The organism is Oxalobacteraceae bacterium OTU3CAMAD1 (assembly GCA_024123915.1).
Taxonomy (GTDB): Bacteria; Pseudomonadota; Gammaproteobacteria; order Burkholderiales; family Burkholderiaceae_D; genus Rugamonas.
In genome coordinates, this window is the sequence record CP099650.1 from 7264364 (window position 1) to 7288140 (window position 23777).

Consider the following 23777-nt stretch of genomic DNA (forward strand, 5'->3'; position numbering starts at 1 on the left):
TTCCGCAGCGCCAGCAACTCGCCTTTGCCATTCAACGTAGCCAAGAAAAGGAAACCCATGCAATCACTGATCAAGCCATCGTTGCTCATCTCTACCATGCTGCTGGCCGCCACGGCATCGGCCGCGACAATCGAGGTGAAGGTATCGTCGGTCGTCGGCGGCAGAGGCAAGGTCAATGTCGCCGTGTGCGACAAGGAACGTTTTTTGAAGGATTGCCTCTACAGCGGCTCGGCGCCGGCGCAGGCCGGCGACACCGTCGTCACCATACAGAACGTGCCGAAGGGCACCTGGGCGGTGCTGGCCTATCAGGACGAGAACCAGAACGACAAACTGGACCGCAACCTGATCGGCATCCCCAGCGAAAACTACGGCTTCAGCCGCAACGCGCGCGGCAAGTTCGGGCCGCCGGACTTCAGCGACGCCGCCCTCGACGTGCGCGACGAGGCGATGGCCGTCACGATCAAGCTGCGCTAGCACACCAGCAACTCCAGGGTCAGTTCCTAATGCCGCTAAGTTAAGGAGATTTTTGTAGGGCGGATTAGGCGGAACGCTGTAATCCGCCATGAGCCGCCGACGGAGCTTGGCGGATTACGCTGCGCTAATCCGCCCTACGTGGTTCAGATAGGAGCTTAACTTAACGGCATTAGGACCTGACCCCGGATAAAAAAAAGCCCCTCGACTTGAAAGGCGAGGAGCCATAAGACCACAGACAACACTGGACTACATGAAACGCTTACATACAGCTCAAAGATGACTTGAAAACGATTTCAAAAATACTGAAATCGTTTTCCTTAATCTTGAAATCGATTTCATAATACCGAGTTACCAATCGGGATGTCAAACTAAAAATCACATTATCGTTGTTTTTCTTGATAGCTCGCCAAGCTGGGGCGGCTCGGACCGTCAGGCGCGCGCGGCGCCCAGTCTGGCGCTGGCCGCGATCACCAGCATCGCACCGCCCAAGCCGGCGAACGCCAGATTCAGACTGACCGCGTGCGCGACAAAGCCGATCACCGCCGGTCCGGCCAGAATGCCCGCATACCCGAGCGTGGTGATGGCGCCAATCGCCAGCCCGGCCGGCATCGCGCTCTGGTTGCCGGCGGCGGTGAACAGGATAGGCACCACGTTCGACGCGCCCAGCCCCACCAGCAAAAAGCCCACCAGCGCCAGCGGCGCGGACGGCGCCAGCACGGCGACGAAAAAGCCCGCCGCGCTGCACAAGCCGCCGAGCAGCAGCACGCGCTTGCCACCGAGCCGGCTCACCACACGGTCGCCGGTCAGTCGTCCCACCGTCATCGCCGCAGCGAACGCGGCGTAGCCCAAGCCAGCGCGGGTGGCGTCCATGCCCTGCTCCGACGTCAGCAACAAGGCGCTCCAGTCGAGGATCGCCCCCTCGGCCAGGAAGCACAGGAAGCACAACACGCCGATGAAGATCACCGCGCCGTGCGGCACGACGAACATCGACCCATGACCCTCACCCGCATCCGGCTCGCGCAGCAGATGCGGCGCGCCGGCCAGCAGCGACAGCGCCACCAGCAACGACACCGCGACGCTGGCGCCGACCGGGGTCATGCCCGCCCACAGCATCAGCGCCATCAAGCCGGCGCCGATAAAGCCGCCGACACTGAACAGCCCATGGAAGCCGGACATCAGCGCGCCGCCGCTTTCGCGTTCGACGATCACCGCCTGCACATTCATCGCCACATCGAGCGTGCCGAGCGCCGCGCCGAACGCGAACAGCGTGGCCCCCAGCAGCATCGGCGTGGGCGCCATCGCCAATCCTGGCAGCACCAGGCACACAAAGGCGCCCGACACCAGCACCACGACCCGGCAGCCGAAGCGTGACGCCAGCAAGCCGGTGACGGGCATCGCCATCAGCGAGCCGGCGCCCAGGCACAACAGCAGCAGGCCCAGGTCCGCCTCGCCCAGCGCCAAACGCGCCTTGGCGAACGGCACCAACGGCGCCCAGGCCGACATGGCCAGGCCGGCGGCAAGAAAGGCAAGACGAGTGGACAGGCGCTGTTTGGGGCCGACTGAATTCATGGGGGATTTTCCGGGGGTGGTAAAGACGATCTCAGCCTTTAAGTATACGGCAAGTCACAAGGCGAGGAACAAGGTGGTCACAAAATCCGCACGAAAACAGTGCATCAGTGCGAGCGCTCACATTGCTCCCGAGCCTGTTGGCGCATGATCGATCCCGTGTTGTTCAACAATCATAAGGAAAAATCATGCAGACTCAACCATTCACTCCTGGCGCGGTGGTCAGCCGCGACGGCGACGACGGCTACGCCTCCGGCGTCTCCTGGGGCGCCATCTTCGCCGGCGCGGCCGCCGCCGCCGCGCTCTCCTTCCTGCTGCTGATGCTCGGCATGGGCCTCGGCCTGTCGTCGGTCTCGCCGTACGAGTACAACGCGGCGCCGCTGGGCGTCGCCGCGATCGTATGGATCGCCTTCACGCAATTGGCGGCGTCGGGCATCGGCGGCTACGTGGCCGGCCGGCTGCGCGTCAAATGGGCCAGCATCCACGGCGACGAAGTGCACTTCCGCGACACCGCGCACGGCCTGCTGGCATGGGCGGTAGCGACCTTGATCACGGTGGCGGTGCTGGCCGGCGGCGCGCGCGCGGTCCTGAGCGGCAGCATCGACGCCGGCGCGGCCGCCGCACCGGCGCTGGCGACCGGCGCATCGGCGGTGGCCGACAACCCGCGCTCGAACGATTACTTCGCCGACATGCTGCTGCGTTCGCCGAACGGCCAGGGCGCTACGGCATCCGAGCGTGAGGAAATCACCCGCATCCTGGTCGCCGATCTGGCGGCCGGCAAGATCAGCGCCGACGACCGCAACTACATGGCCCAGCTGGTGGCCAAGCGCAGCGGCCTGTCGCAAGCGGAGGCGGAACAGCGTGTCGACGCGATTTACGCCCAGGCCAAGCAGGCGGCGGCCGAAGTGAAAGCCAAGGCCATGGCGGCGGCTGAAGCGGCACGCAAGGCGGCGGCCCGTTCGGCACTGTGGATGACCTTCGCGCTGCTGCTGGGCGCCTTCGTCGCCAGCCTGTGCGCCACCATCGGCGGCCGCAACCGCGATCACGCGCGTGTCGTCACGCGCACCGTCATCTAATCCAAGGAGAATACTATGCGCTCGATACTGCTACTGCTGCTCGGCATCCCACTGCCCATCATCATCCTGATCGCGATACTGACGTAATACGCGTTGATGTGATTTGACGGCAAGGCCGGCCCATCTGTGGCCGGCCTTGTTTCGTTTAAGATGACTTCAGACAACTTCTCTCTCGTTCAATAATTACTGCGTTCACGTAACGTGAACGAATAAATATGTTGAACAAAACGCCTTTATCGTTCATTATTGATGCATGTTCACGTTTCGTGAAAAGGTAAAAATTATGAACGATGCGGCACATTCCAGCTTTGGCCACACTGAGGCGGCAATTATTGGGGAAGCACTAGTCGGCCTATTCTCATCAACCGGCATCACCGGCGAGTTGATCCGCAAGGATGCAACGGACGACGATGACGTTGCGCTAAGCGTGGCCGGCACCCGGTTGCGCTATGCATGCGAAGTAAAACGAAATATCGACCGTTCGGCCATGCTGGACGACATCAAAGCGCGTTCACCTTCCAATCGCGATACGCTGCTTGTCTGCCCGGCACTCACCAACACCATGGCAACGCGCTGCCGCGAACTCGATCTACAATTCATCGATACCGCCGGAAACGCTTATCTCACGAACAGGGAAGGCATCCTGATCAACATCATCGGGCGAAAGCCGGACAAAGCCTTGGCAATTGATTCGGACATGAGCATCACCCCTGCCGCGCTACGCATGATGTTCGCTTTTCTGGCTCAACCGTCGATGCTCAACGCGTCGTATCGGGAGATATCATCTGCCGTTCAAGTGTCCACCGGAGCCATCGGCAAGGCGTTGGAGGCAATGGAAAGCCGTGGCTTCATCGGCACGACACCGCAGGGCACACGTATCGTCAATTCGGCCGAACTCATGTTGAGTGAGTGGGCCACCGGCTACGTCAGCCGACTCAAGCCGAAACTTAAAAAGTTCCGTTTCACGGCGGCCAACCAGACCGTCCTTATCCACACATGGGCGCCGGAACTTCGCCGCTCGGCGTGGAGCGGCGAAGTGGCTGCGGAAAAAATTACCAATCATTTGAATCCGTCCACCATCACCATCTACATGGACATCGAGAATGGCGGGGAGTTTCAGGACATGGTAAAGCGCCTCAGACTACGCGGCGACCCGAACGGACCGATCGAAGTCGTGCAAGCATTCTGGAACATGGACTTCTTCTTTGAGAACTTTCCAACTGTCCCACTGCATCTGATCTATGCCGACCTGCTGGGGACCAACGACTCCCGAAATCTGCTGGTTGCCAAGCAGATCTACAAACAGGTGATCGAACATGTACACCATTCAGGGAAATAGGCCTCTCAATCCGGTCACCTTTATCGTCCTCAAAACGTTGCACGAGATCGCGGCAAGAGAGGCGATCGGGACGGCATACCCGCTCGACCTTATTCCCTTCGGAAAAATCGCCAGCTCAAAAAACACAATTGCCTGGCCGCCCGATATGGCGACGGTCATGAACGTGGCCGGTTACACGGAGGCGCTGGAGCACGCGATACAAGTCGATGTTGGAGGCCGCTTGGTCGTGAACGTGGTGTCGATACCGGCGTTGGCCGCGCTGAAGATCCTGGCGTGGAACGACAGAGGCTTGGAAGACAACAAGGATGCGCAGGACTTCCTCTTCCTGCTCCGACACTACCATGACGCCGGGAACATTGATCGCGTCTACGATGACGCGTTGTCAGTGATGGAAAGCTGCGGCTACCAGATAGAGCTGGCGGGCGCGGCATTGCTCGGCTACGACACAGGGTTAATTCTGGAGCAGGATGCGCGGCAGGCTGTCCTGGCGGTGCTGGAATCCGCCGCCAAACGGGATCGTTTGGTGGTCCATATGGGCAGGGCGTTGAATATTGATTCGAGCGTTCCTGCTGGATTCGTCGATCAGTTTGAACGCGGACTGCGACTCGTCGTAAAGTAAGAAGCCGCTGGCGCACTTGATTGCTGGAGCGGGTGAAGGGAATCGAACCCTCGTCGTAAGCTTGGGAAGCTTCTGCTCTACCATTGAGCTACACCCGCGTGCAACGCATTCTACGCGGGATTACACAGGATTGACAACACCGAGTGGGAAACATCCCCGATGTCTGGCAGGATCAGGGCGTGTAGACTAGAACGGCATCAACATGCATCAATCCAAGCGGGGTTAACGATGAAATTAGGCCTCATCCCATCAACTCATAGCTTGCTTCAGAGCTTGCCACTTAAAGACGAGCCTTTAAGTGAGGTATGCAGCAGTAGCGACGTTATAGAGTTCGTCGAATACTACTCCGTTAGCTATGCAGAGGACGAACTAGAACTATTCACTGAATATGTGCACAGACTTGGTATCGTAGACATCGTGGGAAACGATTTTACCGGCCAAGTCGCGCAAAGCAGGTCCATACCCGGTTTAGGTGGCGCGCTTAAGCATGCCTTTGCATTTGACCGGATGCTTACGGTCATGACAGGATTTGACAACGTAAATGCCTTAGGTCTACCGTACTTACTCGAGGCCTGTATGGACCTAAACTCAGCCATAGAATTGCTAGTAAAGGGACGCCTCAAATTATCAGCTCAAGCGCTGAGAAGTTCACTTGAGGCTGCGGTGGCTCACGCCTACTTTTCAACCACCGGCCTTACCTATGACACTTTGGAAAATCTGCAACCAAAGCTTCCATCAATGAATGACAATAAACGTGGGATGTTGTCTCACCTAGCGAAATTCAAGGTTTTGAACCAACCCGAGGTACATAAAATAGCATCGGTATATAGAAGGCTAAGTGCCGCGGTCCATTCACAATTTCAATATTTGGATATGAAATTTGAAGATGATTCGTATGAAAACTCAGTTTTCCGTACGATAAAAGATATCGAAGAAGTCGCTATTCTCTGCTTAGTTGTGATCCTGAACATGCAGCGTATGTGGATACATGGTCCAGTGGATATCGCCCCCCTCTTCGCAGCAGGTGCCTATGAGGTTTCGTGAGGCCACGACGAAACATCAACCTCCATCTACCTCCGTATAACTCTTGACCGAATCGTACGCGTGCTGGGAGATCGTATTGAGGACCTGCCGATTTCCCTTATATTTCTCCGTCAAAAGTCGAAGCTGCCGCTTAACAGGCGCGCAGTACTTTTTTATTGCCCGCGTTATCTCCTTTTGCCGACTTTTGGGCAGCTCCCCATCCCACTCCCCCGCCATGTGCTCGCAAGTCTCTGCGTTTTCCACGAAGATCCGCACGTCTTTGGGCAGCGGGCCAGCCGCTGAAACACCCTGTACGGCGACTAACAAGAGCAACAAAATAGCCTGCTTAATCATGTGCCGCTCCTCGTCTAACGCCCGTTGATTGACCAGTGAGGCTTGTCCTTTGCCCCACCAACAAATTTCTTTACGCCGTAGCTCGCACCAATCGCTTTTAGCTGACTATTCATACCTGAGCGCGGAAGGGTTTTCACCTCGATTAGCTTACCGCTGCCATCCTTAACGCTGACAGTCCCCCTCCAAGAGATCGACATATCAATCGCCTGTCCCTCGTTGTGCAGAGAGCGCAGGGCTGGCGCTGTGTTCAGCGCATTCATGTCGAAGGCTTGTACCATTTGTTTGGCAGCTTCCAGCGAAGCAGCGGGCGTGGGATGGACCCAATTGATATCGACGCCGGCCATTGGCGGAACATCTTCAGGCTGAACGTACTTGTACTTGATCTGCCAGCACCAGTGCATCAAGTACGAACGCTTCAGTGGCCGATAGGTGGACGAGATTCGAACTTGGATGCCGGCCTTCGTCATCGCCTCGACAAACGCGTCAACGGCTTTGCGAAATGTGCAGGCCAAGTCCTTTGTGTCCTTACTACCTTTGAACCGTTGCGCCCACTGCGCGCCACTTGGTTCGGTATCGCTCTGATCGGTGCGGCGTGTCGCAACAGTGTGTAATACATGCGGTCTTATGATTGTGGTCGTCATCTCTGTGAGCCTCCAAGATTGAGGATTTTCAAGAGTACGTCTGACCGCAAAGCGCATCATTGATCTAGCACTAGGCGAGTGTCCGACCGGATACAATCAAGCAAACGAGGAGGCCGAATTTTTCACTACTCCGGCTTTTGCACCACATACCCCTTCGCCTCCAGCGCCGCGACAAACCCTTTCGGGTCCAGCAAGTCCTTCACCGGCAACGTCGCGAAGGTGGAAGCATTGGCCGCCAGCGATTTCTCGGCGGCCGCCACCCAGCTATCCTGTATCCTCTGCTGCACCGACTTCAACCCCGGCCGGCTCTGGATCAACGCCATGTTGAGCACCGCCGAATTGCAGGCGCCGTCGCGGTCGGCGTAGCTGATCTTCTGGATCGTCTCCAGATCGCCCTTGGCCCAGGCGTTGGCGCGCACGCGCATGGCGTCGATGTCGTCCTCCAGCCGCGCCATCGTGTTGGAAAAACAGGTGACGTCGTCCAGCGGCGACTTCTTGAACTCCCTGAGCATCTTGACCGGATCGTCGATCTCCAGCACGGCCTCGGTCGACGTCATCTTGATCTTGCTTTTCTTGACCAGCTTTTCGATCGTCTCGCGCAGCTCGCGTCCGCCCGAACCCAGGCCGGCCTGCTCCAAACCCTTGCGGAACAAGGTCTCGGCGGCGAAGATCGGCCGTTCCCGTTCGATGCCGTCGTCGTCGCCGATGTACTTTTTCTTCAGCACCAGCCAGCGCGCGTAGACCGGCTCCGGCAGCAAATCCTTGAGCTCGGCGCCATCCGGGTTCTTCTTGAAGCCTATCGCGAACGGCAACAAAGTCATCTGGCGCAGAAATCCCACGTCGGTCGTCGCGCCCGGCGGCCGCAGATATTCCTGCGACTGCGCCAGAATGGCTTCCACTTCCTTGGAGCGCCATTCCATTTTTTTCGGCAGCGGCGAGTAGGTGCCGAACACCCACAGCACGTGGTCGCCCTTCGACACCTTCCACAAGCCCGGACCGGGGCGCTGCCCCGCCACCAGGATGGTTTCCGCAATGACGTCTTCCGCAGGCGCCACAGCCTCGGCCTGCTCGGCCGGCGGTGGTGGCGGCTCGCTTTGCGACCAAGCCGGCACCGCGCTCAGCGCACACAGCGACAACACGACCAGACTACGGCCTAAGGTGAACCGTAACGAAGGGCTGTTCATGACTATCCTGATGTGGGGAAATTGTTATCGATTATATATATCGCATGCGGCCGGCGGTGCGCCGCCAAGGCACCGCAACGAAAGTATCGCGTGGCGCCCCAAGGGGCACAGCGGGACGCGCCGCGTTAAACATGCGCGTTATCCCGGCTAAACAATCGCCCAAAAACCTGTCCTGGTTGAAATGCTCCCGTGGCCCGGCTACATTGTGGGCTGACCGCTCAACCAACAGGAACGCCAATGCCACCTCTCGCCCTAGCGGCTATCAAACTGCTCGCCCTGTCGGCGATGCTGACGTTGCCGGGCGCAGCAGCGGCAACAACACCCGCAGCGGAAAGCTGCACGGTCAACGGCAAATCCTGGCCCCTGTGCGGCAACGACAACGGCCGCTGGTCGTTTGAGAACGGCCGGTACTGCGTGGCGCGCAATTTCTGTCCGGAGAACCGCACCAGCGCGCCCACCGTCGCCACCCGGGAGGCGCCCGTCGATGCGGACGCCAACGCCAAAACCCGCGCGACCTTCACCTGGCTGCGCGGCATCTGGGGCAAAAAGATGATCGCCGGCCAGACCGACCTGTCCTGGAACGATTCCATCGACATGGCCGAGCGCGTCCATGCCGACACCGGCAAATACCCGGCGCTGATGGGTTTTGACTTCATGGACTACGGCATGACCGCCCCGCATGCGGGCCAGCGCCAGACCGAGGAGGCGATCGCCTTCGCCAACAAGGGCGGCCTGGTCACCTTCCATTGGCACTGGCGCGATCCATCGCTGTTGAAGACCGCGCAGGTCGACAAGGCGGGTTTCTATGTGCGCGAGCCGGACACGAACAAGAACACCACATTCACCATCCCCGTCGCCAACGGCGCGCTGGACACCGCCAGCCCGGCCTACCGGCAGATCAACGACGGCATCGACCTGGTGGCGGTGCAACTCAAGCGCCTGTCGGACGCCAACGTGACGGTGCTGTGGCGCCCGCTGCACGAAGCCTCGGGCAACAACGGCGACGGCTGGTTCTGGTGGGGACGCGCGCGCGCCGACGGCGTACCGCAGGCCTACGCCAACATCCTGCTCTGGCGCCACATGTACGAGCGCCTGGTCAAGGTGCACGGCATCCACAATCTGATCTGGGTATGGAACGGCCAGGACCCGGCCTGGTATCCCGGCGACGACGTGGTCGACATCGCCAGCTTCGATATCTACGACGACACCGACAACAAGACCTACGGCTCGCAGATCACGAAGTACCGGCAAACCGCGCAAGTCTCGGCCGAGAAAAAACCCATCGCGCTGACCGAGAACAGCTACATCCCGGACCCGGACAAGATGCGGGCGGATGGCGCCTGGTGGCTGTGGTTCATGACCTGGAACGACGGCGCAGGCGCCGCCGGCGTGAGCTCGCCCAACAATTTCTGGACCGGCGAGCACTTCAACACCAACGCCCACAAGCGCAAGGTGTACAACCATCCGGACGTGATCACCCTGGACAAGCTGCCCCGGTTCTAAAGAGAGATAACTTCTCAAATCCTGCGGTGTGATGCAGAATGGCAGAGCTTATTGAACCTGCCGAGAGGAAATCCATGAAACCAGTTATAGCGTTGAGCATGGCGCTGGCCTGCGCCGGGTGCGCCGCCCAAGCCCAGGCTCCGGCCCCCTCCCAGACGGCCGCCGCCGATCCGATTTCCTCCCTGGTGGGCCAGTTAGACCTGGAAAAATACAAGGCCACCATCAAGAGCCTGACCCGCTTCGGCGACCGTCGCCAGGGAACGGAACGCAACCGCCAGGCGCTGGACTGGATCGAGGCGCAACTGAAGTCCTACGGCTGCGCCAACACTGAACGCCTGCAATACCAGTACACGCAAGCGGCGCCCGGCGATCCCGTGCCCAAGCGCGCGCCCGGCATTCCCAGCGGCGGCGCCGGCGGCCCGCCGGGCCAGGGCGGCAGCACCTTGTTCGGCAACCGCATCGCGACCGGCGTCAACAACGACCCGATGGCCCAGCCCGACGAAAAGCTGCGCGCGCTGAACTCGGAGCTCACGCCGGTCGGCACCTCGCAGCGCGAGAACGTCTACTGCACCAAAGTCGGCAGCAAGCACCCGGAAGAGATGTACATCGTCAGCGCGCATATGGACGGCATCGGCTTCGGCGAGGCGGCCAACGACGACGGCTCCGGCACCGCGCTGGTGATGGAACTGGCGCGCATCTTCAGCGCGCCGGGCGTCGAGACCGACCGCTCGATCCGCTTCATCCTGTTCAACAACGAGGAAAGCGGATTGAACGGCGCGACTGCCTACGTCAACCAGCGCAAGGATTTGCAGGGGATCGAATCGCCCAAGGGATCGGGCAAATACCCGGAGCCTAAATGGCTGGGCATGATCCAGCACGACATGATGCTGTTCGATCACGGCATGCCGTTCCAGCGGATCGACGGCTACGGCAAGCCGGTGGTCGACGAGCATGGCAAGCCGGTGTTCGTGGCGCCACCCGAGCAGCGCCTGGAGGCGGACGTCAATATCGAATACCAGGCGGTGTCCAAGCAGGCCGACGCCTCGGCCAAGCTGGCCTGGGCCTTCCGCGCCGCCAACGACAAGTACGCGACCAACTATCCGGCCGCCGTCGGCTTCCACATGACCAACACGGATTCGACCCCGTTCATGGATCTGGTGCCGTCGATTTCGCTGCGCGAGAACGAGCGCGGCCAGCAGATCGGCTCCGGCTGGGATCCGCACTGGCACCAGCCGACCGACCTGTACGCCAACTTCTCGGACAAGGACTTTCTGCTGGGCTTGAACGCGGCGCAGACCACCTTGGCCGGCGTGGGCCAATTGGCCGGGGTGCGGATCAAGAAGTAAACGTCAGGTCGCCAGCGCCGGGGCCACCGCTTCCAGCACGATCTCGCGCAGCCTTTGCGCCACCGGCTTGAGCTGCGCTTCCGATTGCAGCAGGCTCAAGCCGATGTGCGGCAAAGTCGGCAGCATGGCCGGATCGAGCAGGCGCAGGCCGGCCGGCATGCCGACCGACGTCCTGACCGTCACGCCCAAGCCAGCCGCGACGGCCGCCCACACACCCGACAGGCTGGTGCTGGTAAAGACGATGCGCCAGGCGATGCCGGCCCGGTCCAGCGCGTCGATCGCCGCCGAGCGCATCAGGCAAGGCGCGTCGAGCATCACCAGCGGCAGCGGCGTGCTGCGGTCGAACGCCGGCAGCTCGGCGTGTGCGCCCGCCAGCCAGCGCATCGGCAGCTGGCCCAGACGATGCGCGTACGGCCAGTCGCCGGTCCTGTCCCACGCCAGCGCCAGATCGAGCTGGCCCGCCCCCACCTGTTCGATCAATTGCGCGTTGCGCCCCACCCGCGCCTCGATGCTGACTTGCGCGTGGGCGCGGGCGAAGCGGCCCAACACCTCGGTCAGCAGATGCTCGCCGAAATCCTGCTGCATGCCGAGGCGCACGGTGCCCGCCAGATCGGCGCCGCGCAACGCCGTCACCGCTTCGTCGTTCAATTCCAGCAGGCGGCGCGCGTAGGCCAGCAAGGTCTCGCCCGCTGGCGTGGGCTCCATGCCGCGTCCGGCCTTGCGCAGCACCGGCGCCTCTAGCTGGTCCTCCAGTTTTTTCAACTGGGCGCTGACGGCGGAGGTGGACCGCCCCAACCTGTCTGCCGCCTTGGCGAAGCTGCCCAACTCCACGCCGGTGACGAAGGTGCGCAGCACATCGAGGTCGAACGTAATCTTCCGCATAACCATCCTGATTTATCGAACCATTAATCAAAATATTCCTGATTTTCAGTATTAATTTAGTCCTGTATCGTGAGGCTGTCAATCAAACAAACGGAGGACATCATGCCCATGAGCCGCATATCCCTGCTAAAAGGAAAATCGCCCGACTATTTGCGCGCGTTGAGCGACGGCCTGCACGCCGCCATGGTGGAGGCCTTCAACGTGCCGCCCACGGACCGCTTCCAGGTCATCCACCAGCACGAGCCGAACGAACTGATTTTCGACCGCGACTACGAAAGCGAAGGCGGCCCGCGCTCCGACGACTTTGTGCTGATCGCGATCACGGCCGGCAAGCCACGCGGCACCGAGGTCAAGCAGGCGTTCTATCGCCGGCTGGTGGAGCGCCTGGCCGAGGCGCCGGGGATCAACCCGAGGGATGTGATGGTGGTCATCACCACCACGCTCGGCGACGAGTGGTCGTTCAGTGGCGGCGCGCCGGCGGCGCCGCTGCTGCGGGGAGTTGGATCATGATCGCGATGCAGTACAGCTTTGTGCTGCCGGCCGACTACGACATGGCCATCGTGCGCGAACGGATCGCCACCAAGGGGCCGCTATTGGATGATTTGCCGGGACTGGTGTTCAAGGCCTACCTGTACGCGGACGGCGAGTCCCCCGAGAACCTGTACGCGCCGTTCTACCTGTGGCGCGATGAAGAGTCGATGCATGGTTTTCTTAACGGTCCGGGATTCGCCGGCGTGGCCCGGGCTTTCGGGTGGCCGTCGGTGCGAACCTGGACGCCGTGGCACGCCAATGTGGGCGCCGAGGTGCGCGCGGCGCGCCATGCCACGCGCGTCGCGGCGTCGATCGCGCCGCATAGCGACCTGGCGGCGTTGCGCGTCAACGAGCAGGAATATGCGCGCCAGGCGTTGGAGCGCGGCGCGCTGGCGGTGGTGATCGGCTTCGAACCGGTGACATGGAGCGCGGTGCGCCTGTGCCTGTGGCGCGACGCGCCGCCGGCGGACGGCGACGCGCTGCACTACCGCGTCGGCCACGTGTCGGCGCCGGGGCGGTAGCGGTCCGGGAGCAGCTTACTGTTTCATAGTGAACGGCGTGGCGTTGTCGCGCATCTGCCGGTTGGCGTCGGCGGCATCGGTCGCCGAGACCGGCGCGCTGCGCACGCCGGGAATACGGCTGCCGGTGACCACCGACTGGTCGCGCAGCTTGACCGGGCCGGCCTCGGCGGTGGCGACGGCCGGCGTTTCCTCGGCCCGGTCCGTCGCGGCGCATCCCGCCAGGCCGAACATCGTCATCATTGCTGCGGCTAAGACTATCTTGTTCATAAACTCTCCCGACTAGTGGTTTTTAACTTATGAAGTTGGCAACCAATAATAACAAGTAAACGTCCATCCCACATGCCTTTTTTTGAGGCTGCTATAAGCCGCAGCAGGCCTTGTATTTTTTCCCGCTACCGCAAGGGCAAGGCTCGTTGCGGCCAACCTTTTCATTGCCGATGCGTTGTTTGACGGTCGCCGGCAACGGGCTTGCTTCTTCCTTTGCGTTGTTGTTTTGGATTTGAGACAACGATATTGCCGATATAGCGTTAGTGACGAAATCGCGCATACGCGTTTCGCGGTTCGGACACGGCCGGCCCTGTTCGTCGAACAAGAGGCGCGTCAACGCGAAACTCTCAAGCTGTGCAGCGGAGAGCTTGCCGCGTGACGCCATGAGTCTGTTGATCAACGCCGGCGCCATCTGAAGCGCTTGATTGGACGTCGCCTCGTCGTGGTCGCCGACGGCATTCTCGAAAGCTTTCTGCACCAGGGCGAGCGCTTCGATCCATTTCCCCGGTTCTTCCCGCGACATATAAAGGTCGGCAAGGTCCAGGTGGGCCTGATTGACTCTCAGCATAGCGCGTTGGAGGAGCTCTTCTGCTTTAGATAATCCTCCGGGCAATGAGCCATTGCGAATGAGGACGCCAACCGCGCGCTGGGCGATGTGAAGGCCCGCATCACTTGCCCGTTGTAGCCAGGTGAGCGCCGCTGCTTCGTTCGCCGCCACCCCTTCGCCGTGATACAAAGCCTGGCCCGCCTGATATTGGCCGATGGGGTAGCCGGCTTCCGCAGCGCGCAATGTCAAATCGAACGCCGTTTTGGCGTTGGCCGCCACGCCCTGCCCTTCCCGATAGATCGTCGAAAGGAGAACCAATGCAAGCGGATGGTCTTCAGCGGCCGCGCGCTCCAGATAATCCCTGGCCCGATCATGGTCAATTGGTCCCTCATGCAGGCCCAACAGTGCCGAGCGACCGCACCATGCGAGGGCATCGATGTCGCCATCCTGGCAGGCCATCTCAATGAGATCGACGCCTCGGCCGATATTCTCTTGCCCGCGTTTTCCCTCTGACAACGCGAGCCCATATTGGTAGCGTGCCCGGGTGTAGCCCGCATCGCTGGCGTAGCGGAGCAGGTCAAGCGCCCGTTCCGTCATCGCGAAGTTGGACGCCGACTGCTTCAGCAGCAGCATCGCGGCCCGGTACTGGTCCGTGGGACGGCTTTCAAACAACGCCCGGTAGCACACCGCACTCAGTTCGTCCGGGCTTTCATCGACCATGAGGTAGTCGGGTACTTGAGCCCCATGATTTTTCTGACGAAAGACAACTTCAATCAGCGCCATCACGTCGACGAGCGCCTGCCTGGCCATGGCTTGCAGTTGTTCCTCACTCCGCAGACTTTCCTCCGGATGCGCTGCCCAATTCCCCCAACGCCGCAACTTATGCAGAAGTTCTTGAATGTCCGCGTTGATCAAATGCGACTTGACGAGCGCATTGATCTTTCCCTCCAGGCCCAACTTCCACTCGCTGTCGTACGGATAGAGCATGTCGCAGCATAGACTGGCAAGCGCGCGGGTCTGAATGAGCGCGTGTGCGGGGAATTGATGCTGGCTGCGTTTGGCGACGCCGTAGACCGATGCGATTCGGGTGGAGACCAGCTCGGCGAATTCGAGATCGTTCATGGTCGCAAGGTTAGGTGAGGTGCGGCGCCTGCAGCCGCTGGCGCGCCTGCGCCAACTGTTCGCCGTCCATGCGCGACGCAGCCGTTTTCAGATACCGCTCGGCGGCGCCGAAGCCGCCGCGTTCCGCCATCGCCAGCCATAACCACGCCTGCGTCACGTCGGCCCGCACGCCCTGCCCCACAAGATACATCAATCCAAGATTGAACTGCGCGCGCAAGTGCCCCTGCCCGGCCGCCTGCAAATACCAGTGGTGGGCCTGCGCATAATCCTGCGGCATGCCCTGGCCGTTGTCATAGCGCAGACCGAGCGCGAACTGCGCCAGCGTATGCCCCTGCGCCGCCGCCTTGGCATACCAGCCGTTGGCCTGCGCGCTATCGGGCTGCGGTCCCTCGTCGCTATCGAACAGCAGCGCGAGGTTGTACTGCGCGGCCGCGTAATCCTGTTCGGCCGCGCGCCGGTACCACAGCATCGCCTTGCGCAAATCCTTCGGCACGCCGCGACCCGTCTCGTAGCGCAGGCCCAGATCGAACTGCGCCCGCAGGTGGCCCTGGTCGGCCGCCTTGCGATACCAGAAAATCGCTTCCTGGTGATCCATCGGCACGCCGTGGCCGGCGTCGTACAGAAGGCCGAGATGGTATTGCGCGCCGGGATAGCCCTGCTCCGCCGCCTTGCGGTACCAGAGCTGCGCCTGGCCATAATCCTGCGGCACGCCCTGGCCGTGATCGTAGCGCAGCCCCAGATTGTTCTGCGCCCCCGCGTGACCCTGCTCGGCCGCCTTGCGGTACCAGTCCAGCGCCTTCTGCTCGTCGCGCGGCACGCCCTGGCCGTTGTCGTAGATCAGACCCAGATTGAACTGCGAGCTGGCGTGATCCTGCTCCGCTGCGCGGCGATACCACAGGATGGCCTTCTGGCTGTCCTGCGCGATGCCGTCGCCCTTGTCGAAGCGCAGCGCCAGATTGAACTGCGCCGGCGCGTAACCCTGGTCGGCCGCCTTGCGGTACCACGACATCGCCTGCCCCACATCCTGCGGCACGCCCTGGCCGTTGTCGTAGCGCAGACCGAGGTTGAACTGCGCGCGCGCGTAGCCCTGCTCCGCCGCCTTGCGGTACCAGGCGATCGCCTGCTTGAAGTCCTGCGGCACGCCCTTGCCGGTGTCGTACATCATGCCCAGATTGTTCTGCGCGCCGGCGTCGCCCTGCTCGGCGGCCTTGCTGAACCAGTACATGGCTTTCTGCGTGTCCGCTTCCAGCCCCTGGCCCTTGGCGTACAACCAGCCAAGGTTGTACTGGGCGGCGGCGTAGCCCTGCTCGGCGGCCAGCTTGTACCAGGCCGCCGCTTCCTCGTAATTCTGCTCGACGCCCTGGCCCTTCTGGAACATCACGCCCAGGTTGTACTGCGCGTGCTCCAGCCCCTGCATCGCGGCCTGGCGATACCAGACAACCGCCAGCTCAAAGCTTTGCGCCACGCCCTGGCCGTTGAAGTACATAAAGCCCAGGCTATGCTGGGCGTTGGCGATACCACGTTCGGCTTGCTGCTTGACACGCAGGAACTCGGCTGTGTAGGTGCCGCCTTTATTGGCATCGGGTCCGTCAGGCGTGTATTTCGTCATGCTGCTTCACTGATTGTTCAAGCCTGGATTGCGACCATGGCCGGTTGGGTGTCTGTAGTCGGCGTCTTCGCCGCGTTGGGTGTCGTCGCGGAGGAAGCCGACAAGCGGTTCTGGTCCATCAGCACGTCGATAAAACTGAGCAGAGAGATCGGGCGGTGGTAGAAATAGCCCTGCATCGTGGTGCAGCCGTTGGCCTGCAGGTAGCGCGCCTGCACGTCGGTCTCCACGCCTTCCGCCACCAGGTGCAGGCCAAGGCCGCGCGCGATCGAGATGATCGCCAGGATCACCGGGTAGTGGCCGTTCTCGTCGTGGATCTCCTTGACGAAGGACTGGTCGATCTTGATGGTGTGGATGGGGAAGCGGTGCAGATACGACAGCGACGAATAGCCGGTGCCGAAATCGTCGATCGCCACCGACACGCCCAGCTGGCAAAGCTTGTTCAACTGTTCGATCGCGTACTGCGGATTGCGGATGCAGATGTTCTCGGTGATCTCGACTTCGATCTGCGCCGGCGAGATGCCGTAGCGCGTCAGCGCGCCGCGCATCTTCTCGAAGAAGTCGCCCCGGTCCAGGTATTGCGGCGACAGGTTCAGCGACAGGCGTATCGCCTCGCCGCCGGCGGCGTTCCACTGCAGCAGATCGCGGCACAGGGCGCCCAGCATCCAGTCCGAGATCGGCAGCATCAAGCCGTTTTCCTCGGCGAACGGCAGGAACTCGCCGGCCGACAGCAGCCCGCGCTGCGGGTGGTTCCAGCGCATCAAGCCTTCGGCGCCGATGATGCGGCCGGTGGCGACGTCGAGCTGCGGCTGGTAGTACATTTCCAGTTCGTTGAGCTCCAGCGCCTTGCGCAGGCTTTGTTCCAGCGCGATCTTCTGGTGCGACACGTCGAGCATCGAGTCGTGATAGAAGCTGTGGCCATTCTTGCCAAGCGCCTTGACCTGGTACATGGCGATGTCCGCGTGGCGCAGCAGCTCGTCGATGGTCTCGCCGTCGTTCGGATAGATGGCGATGCCGATCGAGGCGGAGATGTGCACCTGGTGGCCATCGAGGTCGAACGGCTCGTGCAGGCTTTCGAGGAACTTGTCGGCGATGGCCTTGGCATCCTGGCGGTCGCGCAGCTCGGGCAGCACGATGGTGAATTCGTCGCCGCCCTGGCGCGCCAGGGTGTCGCCCCGGCGCAGGCATTCCTTGAGCCGCTGCGACACCTGCTGCAGCAGTTCGTCGCCCTTGACGTGGCCCAGCGTATCGTTGACCAGCTTGAAGCGGTCAAGGTCGATGAACATCACCGCCAGCTCGGTCAGTTTGCGCTTGGCCTGGATCACGGCCAGGCCGAGACGGTCCTTGAACAGCATGCGGTTCGGCAGGTCGGTCAGGATATCGTGGTAGGCCTGGTAGGAGATCACTTCCTCGGCGCGCTTGCGGTCCGTGATGTCGCGGGCGACGCCGTAGGTGCCGAAGAATTCGTGCTTCTTGACGCTGTGGTCGGGGACGTGCATGCCGATGGCGTTGAGCGAAATCGTCATCAAGGTGTTGTTGAAGGTGCGCTCGATGCCGCCGCCGGTGTTGCACTTGAGGCGCAGCTCGACGTTGCGCGAGGCCCGTTCGTCGACGCGGCGTTCGTTGAAGGCGTAGCGGGCGCGCTCCTGGTCCTCGTCGTGCACCAGGATCGAATAGTGCTTGCCGATCAGCTCTTCGCGGGTGAAGCCGAGCAGCTGCTGCACGCGGTCGTTGATGAAGGTGAATTTGCCTTCGTGGTTCAGCGTGTAGATGATGTCCGGCGAGCTGTCGACCAGGTAGCGGTACATCTTCTCCGAGTTTTCCAGCTTGGAGGCGATGCGCTCGTTGTCGACGGCCAGGCGGCGCTTTTGCAGCGCGTTCTCCACGGTCTTGAGCAGCTCTTCGCGGCTGTAAGGCTTGCGCAGGTAATCGTAGGCGCCGCGTTTGAGCGCGCCGATGGCGGCGTCGATGCCGACCTCCCCGCTCATGACGATGACGTCGCCGTCGATGCCCTTGGCGTTGATGAAGTCCATGATCTCGTGACCGCTCATGTCGGGCAGGCGCAGGTCGAGCAGAATCAGATCGAATTTCAGTTTGGTCAGCTGGGCCAGCGCCTCGCTGCCGCAAGTCGCGGTCACCAGATGGTAGTCGCGGTCGCGCAGCAGTTCGTACAACGACGACAGCAGGCGCGGTTCGTCGTCCACCAGCAGGATGCGGGGCCAATTATCGGCGGCGTGGGCGACGGGGGTTGGGTCGTCCGAACTCGTTTCTGGGGCGGCGTGGCCGGCGGGAGTCAGGTTCATAATGGCCTTAAACTGAATCCATCAACCGCGTTTGCACGCCGCCGACGGGACTGGAACTGCTACGCGCGGGCAGCAAAATTTCGAAAGTGGTTCCCGCCTTGCCGGAACGGCAAGTGATCAGGCCCTGCATCTTCTTCACCAGGCCGTGGACGATCGACAGGCCCAAGCCATGGTGCGGGCCTTCCTTGGTGCTGCGCACCTGGGAGAACAGATTGGCCAGCACGTCGGCCGACAGCCCCGGGCCGGTGTCGCCGATGACCAGCTCCAGATACAGCTTGCGCTCGCGGTTCACGTGGCCGCGGTTGGCGATTTCGATCTTGCCGCCGTCGGGCATGGCCTCGACCGCGTTCTTGATCAGGTTGACCAGGATCTGCTTGAGCAGGTCGGCGTCGCCCTCGATGTCGGCCGGCTCCTCCTGCATGCGCACCACGATCTGCACCGACGCCGGCACGAAGTCGGTGGCGCGGAACAGGCGCAGCACGTCGTCGACCACGCGCGCGACATCGGTGGCGCGCGTGGTCTCGGTCGGCTGCAGATCGGCCAGGCCGTTGATCAATTGTCCGACGCGGTCGATCTCCTCGTTCAGGATCGACATCTCGCCGACCACGGGCTCGCGCCTGGCCAGCTTGCTGTCGAGGACCGACAGATAGTTCTTGATGATCGACAGCGGATTGTTCACCTCGTGCACCACGCGGCGCGACGCTTCACGGTACTCCTCGGCGACATGGGCGATCTGGCGCTTGGCGTGACCGCGCTCGCTGATCGCCGTCTCCAGCGCGGCGGCGGCCTGGGTGCCGAACGACTGCAGGAAGCGCGCGCGCTTCTGGTAGCTGGCCATCTGCCAGGCCGGCGCGCCGCCGATCAGCACACCGAGGCAGCGCTGGTTGGCCACCAGCGGCAGGCAGACCATGCTCTCGCTGCCGAGGATGCGGAACAACTGGTCCTCGGCCACGCTCAATGGTGGTTGTAGTTGGCCGTCGCGGCTGATGATGGCCAGCTTGCGTTCCAGCGCGCACGCCGCCACCACACCGCCTTTGTTGAGCGGGATGATGAATTCGGAAAAACGCAGTTGCTGGTCGCCGGTGGCGGTGCCGTGCAGCGCGTGGCCGGTCGGGTTCTCCAGCAGCACCAGCGCGTTCTCGAAGTCGAACAGGATGCGCGCCGAACGCGTCATCGATTCGAGCAGGCCGGCCTCGCCGTTCTGGCGCGCGAAGGACTGGCCCATCTCGGACACCAGCACCATGTTGCGCACTTCCTCGGACAGGCGCTGCTGCACCGGATCGACCACCGGCGGCGCGTAGGCGGCCGGCACCGGCACGTCGTCGACGCCGGTCAGGTCGATGCCCAGGTAATCGGCCGACTTTTCCACCTGGCGCGCGGCGTTGTTGACGATCTGCTCCAGCACCTCGCCATCGAGCCCGCACAAATAGGCGCCGCTCTCGATCGCCTCCTGCTGGTCGTCGTGGCAGCACAACAGGTGCGCCAGGCGCACGATACGGATCAAGGGATGCGAAGACTCCAGGCGCGCCAGCGGCTCGTGGTGATACAGCACGCTGTCGGCCAGGAAGGAGTCCAGGTGCCAGCGCTCGATCAGCCAGGCGCCCGCCTCCGAGTGCGTGATCTGCAAGGTGCGCTGTTCGACGGCGCACAGGTCCTCGTCGTCGCGCGCCATGAAGTTGAAGCCGTATTCCTTGGGCGCGGTCGCCAGCAGCGCCAGGCGGCCGACGTTGTGCAGCAGGCCGGCCAGATAGGCCTCCTCGACGTGCGGGTACTCCATCTTGCGGGCGATGTCGCGCGCGATGACGGCGGTCGTCAGCGAGCCTTTCCAGAAACCGCGCAAGTCGGTGCTGCCGGAATGGGGGAAGCTGTTAAAGGTCTGGAACACCGATTCGCTGATCACCAGGGTCTTAATCATGTCGGTGCCGAGCGACACCAGCGACTGCTCCAGGCCGACCGTACGGGCGTTGCGGTGGAAGGCCGAGCTGTTGGCGACGGTGAGGATCTTGCTGGTCATCGCCGCATCCTTGGCGATCAATGCGGCGAGCTCCGGCATGCCGGCGTCATCCGCCTGCAAGTGCTCGATCAACTTAATGAGTATCTGCGGCATGGCCGGCAGACGGGCAATCAGCAATCGATTGCGAATGTCATGGTCAGGTTGATGCATCGTATCCAGCTTTGCCGCCAGTGGTCGTCGAATAAGGGAGGTACTCAACGGCTCAGTACCGCAAAAAGTTATTTTTCCATCAGTGTTTCAGGCAGGTTTTAGGCTTGAAATTACGTTTGGAAAAGTTATATTAGCATAAAGTATCATGATAACTTGGCAGCTATCAAGCAGATATCTATCTTTCATTCTAAACTATTTACATTTCCATACGTAAACAAGTGTTAACCTGGATGGCGTAGAAGCATGCGCCGGTAATGGCGCGACGTCAACCATAAAAGGAGAGCAGAGGCACTAAAGGCCAGCTGTCCTGCGGCTAACCACAGCACGGAATGTGCTAAAAACGGCGCGATCACGCCCGCCACAAGCGCGCCCAGCATGGTGAGCGCGAACGATTGGCACGAGGCCACGGTGCCCCGGATGTGCGGGAACAGGTCCATCGCCAGCAGGGTGGCGGCGGGCGCCACGACCGACATGCCGAAGTTGTAGAAAAGCAGAGGCGCGACCGACCAGGGCAGCGCTGGCGGGAACAGCAGATGGTACAAAACGTTCAGCACCGGGGCCGCGATCAGGAAACAGAAGCCGATGCCGATCTGTCGCGAAAATGTCATTTTCCCGGCCATGCGGTTGGCCGCCAGCGCGCCCAGGAAGATCCCGGACACCGCCGGGATGAACAGCCAGCCGAATTGCGACGGTCCCAGTCCGAGGTGCTGGGGCAGGAATTCCGGCGCCGCCGCGATGTACACGAACAGGCCCGCGAAGTTGAGCGCCACCACGCCGGACTTCATGAGGAACAGCGGCGAGCGCAGGATGTCGCCGTAGTTGCGCGCCAGGTAGCGCGGGTTGAACGGCTGGCGCTTGTGCGGCGGCAGCGTCTCCGGCAGGCGGCGGTAGCAGTAGATGAACAGCAGGATCGTGTAGGCCAGCAGCGACAGGAAGATCGCGCGCCAGTCGAACAAGGTGACGATCCAGCCGCCGAGGATGGGCGCGATGGCCGGCGCGATCGAGAAGATCATCGTCACCAGCGACAGCAGGCGGGCGGCGGCGGCGTCATCGTACAGGTCGCGGATGATGGCGCGCCCCACCACCACGCCGGCGCCGGCCGACACGCCCTGCATGATGCGGAACACCCACAGGTAATGCACCGTGTGCGCGGAGGCGCAGCCCAAGGTGCCGATGGCGAACATCACCAGCGATACCAGCACCACGTTGCGGCGTCCGAAGGCGTCCGCCAGGGCGCCGTGCCACAACACCATCGCGGCGAAGGCCAGCATGTAGAACGTCAGGCTTTGCTGCACTTCGAGCGGAGTGGCGTTCAGCGAGGCCTGGATGTTGGGGAAGGCCGGCAGGTAGGCGTCGATCGAGAATGGCCCGAGCATCGACATCGCCGCCAGCATGGTCGCCAGCCCCGCCGCGCTGAGCACTTTCATGTGCGACGGCGGCGGCGGGGGGATGTCCTCGACAGGATCGGGCGGGAGATTGGCGGGAGGTGTCGGGAACATCGGCGGGGCCTTTTTTAGACTTCTTTGGGCTTGGCCGCTTCGCGGCGGTTGAAGCCCGCCACCATATCGAAGCGGAACAGACGGCATTCGAGCGCGCCGTTAAAGAACGGCGTCTTGCGCGATTCCTTCAGGCGCAGCATCTTCGGCAGCCCCAGGTCGGCGGTGAACAGGAACACCGTCCAGCCGGCGAAGCGCTGCTTGAGCGTGGTGCTCAGCGCGGAATAGAAGCCGCTGGCCAGTTCGTCCTCCGGCAGCGAGCTGTCGCCGCGCACGCCGATACGCTCGCCGTACGGAGGATTGGTCAGCAGGATGCCCGGCTGCTCGGTCGGCGCCTTCACTTCCTGCGCCTCGATCTGCTTGAGCGGCACGTCGAACATGATGCCGGCGCACTTCAGGTTATGGCGGGTCATCGCCACCATGTCGCCCGAGATGTCGGAGCCAAAGATGGTCGGCGATTCCGGCAGCGGATTGGCCTTGATCGAATTCTTCATCTCGTTCCACGGCGCCGGATCGAAGTCGTTGAACGCTTCGAAGGCGAAACGGCGGCGCGCGCCCGGCGGGATGCCCTGCACCATTTGCGCCGCTTCGCACAGGATGGTGCCGGAGCCGCACATCGGGTCGAACAGCGGCATGCCAGGCTTCCAGCCCGACACGCGCAGCAGGCCGGCGGCCAGGTTCTCGCGCAGCGGCGCGTCGCCGGTTTCCTCGCGCCAGCCGCGCTTGAACAGCGCCTCGCCCGAGGTGTCCAGGTAGATGATGAACTGGCGCGCGTCGAGGAAGCCGACGATGCGCATGTCCGGTTCCTTGGTGTTGACCGACGGACGCTTGTCGAACTGGTCGCGGAAACGGTCGCAGATCGCGTCCTTGATCTTCAGCGTGGTGAACTCCAGGCTTTTCAGCGGGGATTTGACGGCGGTGACGTCGACACGGATCGTGTGGTCGTAGGTGAACCAGTCTTCCCACTGCTGCGCCAGCACCAGGTCGTAGATGTCGTTCTCGTTCTGGTAGCCGGTGACGGCCATGCGCATCAGCACGCGCGAGGCGATCCGCGAGTGCAGGTTGATGCGGTAGGAGTCCAGCAGGTCGCCGGAGCAGTGCACGCCGCCGGGAACCTGGTTGTGCACCTTCATGGTGGTGCTCAGGAGGGCGATTTCGCCCAGTTCTTCGGCCAGTGCCGCTTCCATGCCGCGCGGGCATGGGCAAAAATAGG

Annotated in this window: 20 protein-coding genes, 1 tRNA gene and 2 pseudogenes; 9 read left to right on the forward strand and 14 right to left on the reverse strand. The window is 62.0% G+C overall.

Annotated features, from left to right (window positions below; genetic code table 11):
* Nucleotides 1-57: 57 nt before the first annotated feature.
* Nucleotides 58-474, forward strand: a complete 417-nt coding sequence (locus tag NHH88_31140) for a DUF2141 domain-containing protein (protein USX14044.1) — start codon at nt 58-60, stop codon at nt 472-474.
* A 429-nt stretch (nt 475-903) separates the two neighbouring features.
* Here the strand turns inward: NHH88_31140 and NHH88_31145 are convergent, their stop codons facing one another.
* Nucleotides 904-2043, reverse strand: coding sequence for an MFS transporter (locus tag NHH88_31145; protein USX14045.1), 1140 nt, complete (start codon nt 2041-2043; stop codon nt 904-906).
* A 185-nt stretch (nt 2044-2228) separates the two neighbouring features.
* Between NHH88_31145 and NHH88_31150 the strand changes: the two genes are divergently transcribed.
* From NHH88_31150 to NHH88_31160, 3 genes are all read left to right on the forward strand, one after another.
* Nucleotides 2229-3116: a hypothetical protein gene (locus NHH88_31150; GenBank protein USX14046.1), complete on the forward strand. Its 888-nt coding sequence runs from the start codon at nt 2229-2231 to the stop codon at nt 3114-3116.
* 283 nt (nt 3117-3399) lie between these two features.
* A complete protein-coding gene (locus NHH88_31155) occupies nt 3400-4455 on the forward strand; it encodes a type IV toxin-antitoxin system AbiEi family antitoxin (protein USX14047.1) in 1056 nt (351 codons plus the stop codon).
* Nucleotides 4433-5074 carry a nucleotidyl transferase AbiEii/AbiGii toxin family protein gene (locus NHH88_31160; protein ID USX14048.1) on the forward strand — a complete coding sequence of 214 codons (642 nt, stop codon included), beginning with the start codon at nt 4433-4435 and terminating at the stop codon, nt 5072-5074. The genes NHH88_31155 and NHH88_31160 overlap by 23 nt, the downstream gene beginning before the upstream one ends.
* Before the next feature lie 24 nt (nt 5075-5098).
* Here the strand turns inward: NHH88_31160 and NHH88_31165 are convergent.
* Nucleotides 5099-5172: transfer RNA gene (locus tag NHH88_31165), tRNA-Gly, on the reverse strand.
* 130 nt (nt 5173-5302) lie between these two features.
* Between NHH88_31165 and NHH88_31170 the strand changes: the two genes are divergently transcribed.
* The gene (locus NHH88_31170; protein USX14049.1) at nt 5303-6118 is read left to right on the forward strand and encodes a hypothetical protein; all 816 of its coding nucleotides are present in this window, start codon (nt 5303-5305) and stop codon (nt 6116-6118) included.
* A gap of 15 nt (nt 6119-6133) precedes the next feature.
* On the opposite strand, the gene NHH88_31175 is transcribed toward NHH88_31170, so the two are convergent.
* From NHH88_31175 to NHH88_31185, 3 genes are all read right to left on the reverse strand, one after another.
* Nucleotides 6134-6451: a hypothetical protein gene (locus NHH88_31175; protein USX14050.1), complete on the reverse strand. Its 318-nt coding sequence runs from the start codon at nt 6449-6451 to the stop codon at nt 6134-6136.
* A 14-nt stretch (nt 6452-6465) separates the two neighbouring features.
* Nucleotides 6466-7092 carry a D-alanyl-D-alanine carboxypeptidase family protein gene (locus NHH88_31180; GenBank protein USX14051.1) on the reverse strand — a complete coding sequence of 209 codons (627 nt, stop codon included), beginning with the start codon at nt 7090-7092 and terminating at the stop codon, nt 6466-6468.
* A gap of 125 nt (nt 7093-7217) precedes the next feature.
* A complete protein-coding gene (locus tag NHH88_31185; GenBank protein ID USX14052.1) occupies nt 7218-8276 on the reverse strand; it encodes a TraB/GumN family protein in 1059 nt (352 codons plus the stop codon).
* 237 nt (nt 8277-8513) lie between these two features.
* Between NHH88_31185 and NHH88_31190 the strand changes: the two genes are divergently transcribed.
* On the forward strand, nt 8514-9779 hold the full coding sequence (locus NHH88_31190) for a glycoside hydrolase family 26 protein (protein USX14053.1): 1266 nt from the start codon (nt 8514-8516) through the stop codon (nt 9777-9779).
* Between the two features lie 74 nt (nt 9780-9853).
* The gene (locus NHH88_31195) at nt 9854-11125 is read left to right on the forward strand and encodes a M28 family metallopeptidase (protein USX14054.1); all 1272 of its coding nucleotides are present in this window, start codon (nt 9854-9856) and stop codon (nt 11123-11125) included.
* Nucleotides 11126-11128: 3 nt separating this feature from the next.
* On the opposite strand, the gene NHH88_31200 is transcribed toward NHH88_31195, so the two are convergent.
* Nucleotides 11129-12007 carry a LysR substrate-binding domain-containing protein gene (locus NHH88_31200; GenBank protein USX14055.1) on the reverse strand — a complete coding sequence of 293 codons (879 nt, stop codon included), beginning with the start codon at nt 12005-12007 and terminating at the stop codon, nt 11129-11131.
* A 102-nt stretch (nt 12008-12109) separates the two neighbouring features.
* On the opposite strand from NHH88_31200, the gene NHH88_31205 reads away from it, so the two are divergent.
* Together NHH88_31205 and NHH88_31210 are read left to right on the forward strand one after the other, a co-directional pair.
* Nucleotides 12110-12517 carry a tautomerase family protein gene (locus tag NHH88_31205; GenBank protein USX14056.1) on the forward strand — a complete coding sequence of 136 codons (408 nt, stop codon included), beginning with the start codon at nt 12110-12112 and terminating at the stop codon, nt 12515-12517.
* On the forward strand, nt 12514-13059 hold the full coding sequence (locus NHH88_31210) for a DUF4865 family protein (protein USX14057.1): 546 nt from the start codon (nt 12514-12516) through the stop codon (nt 13057-13059). Before NHH88_31205 ends, NHH88_31210 begins: the two co-directional genes overlap by 4 nt.
* A 15-nt stretch (nt 13060-13074) precedes the next feature.
* On the opposite strand, the gene NHH88_31215 is transcribed toward NHH88_31210, so the two are convergent.
* The 8 genes and pseudogenes from NHH88_31215 to NHH88_31250 form a co-directional block, all read right to left on the reverse strand.
* Nucleotides 13075-13326 (reverse strand): hypothetical protein, encoded by a 252-nt coding sequence (locus NHH88_31215; GenBank protein USX14058.1) that lies wholly within the window; start codon nt 13324-13326, stop codon nt 13075-13077.
* A gap of 91 nt (nt 13327-13417) precedes the next feature.
* A pseudogene (locus NHH88_31220) lies at nt 13418-13510 on the reverse strand (SEC-C metal-binding domain-containing protein).
* Nucleotides 13511-14033: 523 nt separating this feature from the next.
* Nucleotides 14034-14860, reverse strand: a pseudogene (locus NHH88_31225) (DUF4145 domain-containing protein).
* Between the two features lie 145 nt (nt 14861-15005).
* Nucleotides 15006-16604 (reverse strand): SEL1-like repeat protein, encoded by a 1599-nt coding sequence (locus NHH88_31230; GenBank protein USX14059.1) that lies wholly within the window; start codon nt 16602-16604, stop codon nt 15006-15008.
* Between the two features lie 17 nt (nt 16605-16621).
* Complete coding sequence (locus tag NHH88_31235) at nt 16622-18904, reverse strand: EAL domain-containing protein (protein USX14060.1); 2283 nt, start codon at nt 18902-18904, stop codon at nt 16622-16624.
* Between the two features lie 7 nt (nt 18905-18911).
* The gene (locus tag NHH88_31240) at nt 18912-21068 is read right to left on the reverse strand and encodes an HDOD domain-containing protein (protein USX14061.1); all 2157 of its coding nucleotides are present in this window, start codon (nt 21066-21068) and stop codon (nt 18912-18914) included.
* Nucleotides 21069-21289: 221 nt separating this feature from the next.
* On the reverse strand, nt 21290-22567 hold the full coding sequence (locus NHH88_31245; GenBank protein ID USX14062.1) for a multidrug effflux MFS transporter: 1278 nt from the start codon (nt 22565-22567) through the stop codon (nt 21290-21292).
* A 14-nt stretch (nt 22568-22581) separates the two neighbouring features.
* A complete protein-coding gene (locus NHH88_31250; protein USX17489.1) occupies nt 22582-23751 on the reverse strand; it encodes a class I SAM-dependent RNA methyltransferase in 1170 nt (389 codons plus the stop codon).
* Nucleotides 23752-23777 lie beyond the last annotated feature (26 nt).